Annotated in this window: 3 protein-coding genes and 1 pseudogene; 2 read left to right on the forward strand and 2 right to left on the reverse strand. The window is 61.2% G+C overall.

What is annotated here, in order from left to right:
- Nucleotides 1-177: 177 nt before the first annotated feature.
- Both BFP96_RS28300 and BFP96_RS28305 read right to left on the reverse strand, forming a co-directional pair.
- Complete coding sequence (locus BFP96_RS28300; RefSeq protein WP_065937444.1) at nucleotides 178-1,752, reverse strand: alkaline phosphatase D family protein; 1,575 nt, start codon at nucleotides 1,750-1,752, stop codon at nucleotides 178-180.
- Nucleotides 1,749-2,303: a GNAT family N-acetyltransferase gene (locus BFP96_RS28305; protein WP_065937445.1), complete on the reverse strand. Its 555-nt coding sequence runs from the start codon at nucleotides 2,301-2,303 to the stop codon at nucleotides 1,749-1,751. The genes BFP96_RS28300 and BFP96_RS28305 overlap by 4 nt, the downstream gene beginning before the upstream one ends.
- Before the next feature lie 190 nt (nucleotides 2,304-2,493).
- Between BFP96_RS28305 and BFP96_RS28310 the strand changes: the two genes are divergently transcribed.
- Nucleotides 2,494-2,901 carry an ExbD/TolR family protein gene (locus tag BFP96_RS28310; RefSeq protein WP_065893676.1) on the forward strand — a complete coding sequence of 136 codons (408 nt, stop codon included), beginning with the start codon at nucleotides 2,494-2,496 and terminating at the stop codon, nucleotides 2,899-2,901.
- A 2-nt stretch (nucleotides 2,902-2,903) separates the two neighbouring features.
- Nucleotides 2,904-3,108, forward strand: a pseudogene (locus BFP96_RS28315) (energy transducer TonB); the annotation flags it as partial.

A 3,108-nucleotide genomic window follows, 5' to 3' on the forward strand; every position in this document is an offset into this window, starting at 1 on the left:
GGCGCCTAGGATCAAAAGCAGATCAAGATCAAGAGCGGCTCGCTTCGCATCGTGGTTACGGTTGGGCGCTGCTGAGTTGTGTAGATACCTATGCCCCGATGAGGGAGTGTCAGTAGGCGCATTTTTGACTGAACCAACGCCATCGGGGGCAAGCCCCCTCCCACATTTGAGCCCAGGCTACACAGCCATCGCCCCCGCCCTGCCCGGCTCCACCACAAACGACTGCAACGTCGAGACCGTGGCTGCCGGGTCGCGTGGGTCGCTGATCACGCGAAAGTGCGTGAGCATCTTTCGCGCGTCCAGTTCCACCGACACATAGCCACGCTGGCGACTGTCAAAAAACTTCACATGGGGATTGAGCGGCAGGATTTTCGTGAAGGCCTCATAGGGCGGGCCATCGGAGGTCACCGACGAGCCGACGAATTCAGTCGCCACAACCAGTGAGTCCGGGTCATTGGCATCGGCGTGCAGGTCCGTGGTCCAGAAAGAGTGGATATCCCCGCCCCAGAACACCGGGTTATTTACGCGGTTGCGCTGGATGGACGCCAGCATTCGCTTGCGGTTGGCCATATAGCCATCCCAGCCATCGGTCCAGCGGCCGACTTTGTGATGAGTCAGGTCACGCTGCATCAGCGGCGCCACCAACAAGTCCTGGGCGATCACATTCCACTGCGCCCGGGACTGGGCAAAGCCCTGGTCCAGCCAGGCCTCCTGCTGCCAGCCGAGCAAGGTGCGGGCGGGGTCACGCAAGTCGCTGCAGGGGGTGGTGACAATATGTCCTTGGTGGCTGCCATCGGCCGCGATGCAAGGCTGCTCGGAACGGTACTGGCGACCGTCGAGCACATGGAAGCGCGCGAGCCGCCCATAGTCCAGGCGCCGGTAAATGCGCATATCCGGGCCCTGCGGCCGGCTGCTCGCACGCAACGGCATATGTTCGTAGAACGCCTGGTAAGCCGCCGCCCGTTGCTGGAGAAACCGCGCCACGGGGATTTTTGGGTCCTGGGACCAGCGGTTGGCATAGTCATTCTGCACTTCGTGATCGTCCCAGGTCGCCACGCTGGGCGCGGCGGCGTGCAGGGCCTGCAAATCGGGATCGGTCTTGTACAGCGCGTAGCGCTTGCGGTAGTCGCTCAAGCTCACCGCATTACCGCTGCCGTGGGCGCGAAACACTTTGCCGGAGTCCGCCGCGTAGGAGCTGTCGTAAATATAGTCACCGAGAAAAAACACCAGGTCGGGACGCTCGGCAGCGAGATGACGGTAGGCACTGAAATACCCGCGCTCCCAATGCGAGCAGGAGACGAACCCGAGCCGGGCGGACGCCATCTCATGCCGCGCAGGCGTGGTGCGTGCCTGACCAATCGGACTCTGCGCGCCAAGGCCCTCGAACTGATACCAGTACGGCCGGCCCGTCGCCAACCCCGCCACCTCGACATGTACCGAGTGGGCAAAATGCCCGGTCGCCATCACCTCGCCCTGTTGCACAATCCGCGTCATCGCCGCATCGCTGGCCACCCGCCAGCGCACCGGCACCGCACGCTGCAATCCACCGCGTCCGTCCTCGGCATTGAACAACGGCGCCAGGCGCGTCCATATCACAAAGCCATCCGGCAATGGGTCACCGGACGCTACGCCGAGGGTGAACGGATAATCCACCCCGGCACTGCGCGCAAACGGGCTGAGGATGGAAAACGCCGTAGCGATCGCCAGCCCGCCGAGTACTCGGCGCCGGGTGTGGTCTATATCGCCGCTCACAGGCAGCGCTCCCAGTCGTCACGCACGCTGGCAAACCCGAGCTGGTCCTCAAACACGCCATTCTTTAGAAACGCCTGGCGCATGCAGCCTTCATAGCGTAGGCCGATCTTTTCCATGACCCGCGCCGATTCCTTGTTACGAGCAAAACACTGGCTACCCACGCGTTGCAAGCCTAACTCGTTGAACCCGAAGTCCATCACCGCCCTCGCCGCTTCTGCCGCGTAACCCCGGTTACGGCAATGCGCCGCCACCCAACCACCCAAGTGCCCATAGCGATGCCGGGCATTCATACGCAGGCTGACCATGCCGATCAATTCATCGGTGTCGTGCACATGCATCCCCAGGTTCAGCAACTCGCCGGTGCGGTACTTGTCGGCGATCCCGGCAATAAAATCCCGGGCGGTTTCCAAGGTGTAGGGCGACGGAATGTTCGCCGTGTTGTCGGCAATTTCCGGCCCGTTGGCGAGGGTGAAAAGCACCTGTGCCTGATGCATTTCCAGTGCTCGCAACAACAGTCGCGGGGTCGATAATCGAGGCAGTGTGGTGGGCATGGGCGCCGGCTCTCGCGATAAATTTCTCGAGCATGTACGTCCTGGATGTCAGTTTCGTTACGCCCAAAAACTGACGGGTAAGTTTTCTGAAAGCCCCGTCCTAGAGCTTTCAAATCGTCAATTAAAGTTAACCATTCGGTCATTTTTGCTTGCTAGCGTGTTGCCCCTAATTCAATAACGGGGTAACGGAATGAGAACCTGGGATGAACCCAAGAAGCGCAAGGCGCACATCGAACTGATCCCGATGATCGACGTGATGATGTTCCTCCTGGTGTTTTTCGTACTGGTGAGCTTGAACGTGATTCCGGCCCTGGGCATGAAGACTCAGTTGCCCAGCGCCAGCAGTTCACAGCAGCTCAAACCGCAGAACAAATTCATCCTCACCCTGGGCCTGGAAGGCCAGTTGCAACTGGACGGCAAGGACCTCTCGGTGGACGCGCTGGTGCCGGCGCTGAAGGCGGCGCAAAAGCCCGATACCCAGTCGACGATCATCGTCAACAGCGACAAAGGCGTAGAGGTTTCGCGCCTGGTGGAAGTGATGGACACCCTGCGCCTGGGTGGCTTCACCTCCGTGTCCATTGCCACGCGTAAGTCCTGATCATGTACCTGCTGTTTCGAGTACGTCAGTGGCTGGGCAGTGTCCCGGCCTTGGTCGCGCTGGTGCTGATTGCACTGGGTATCCAGTCCCAGACCTTGAAGGTCGAGCCGGTGTACGACGAGTCGGCGGTCGAGCTGGCGTTGGTCGAGCCGGAGCCGGAGGTGGTCCCGCAGCCTGTGGTGGAACAGGCGCCGCCACCGCCGGTGA

This window comes from Pseudomonas sp. 34 E 7 (assembly GCF_900005715.1).
Lineage (GTDB): Bacteria > Pseudomonadota > Gammaproteobacteria > Pseudomonadales > Pseudomonadaceae > Aquipseudomonas > Aquipseudomonas orientalis_A.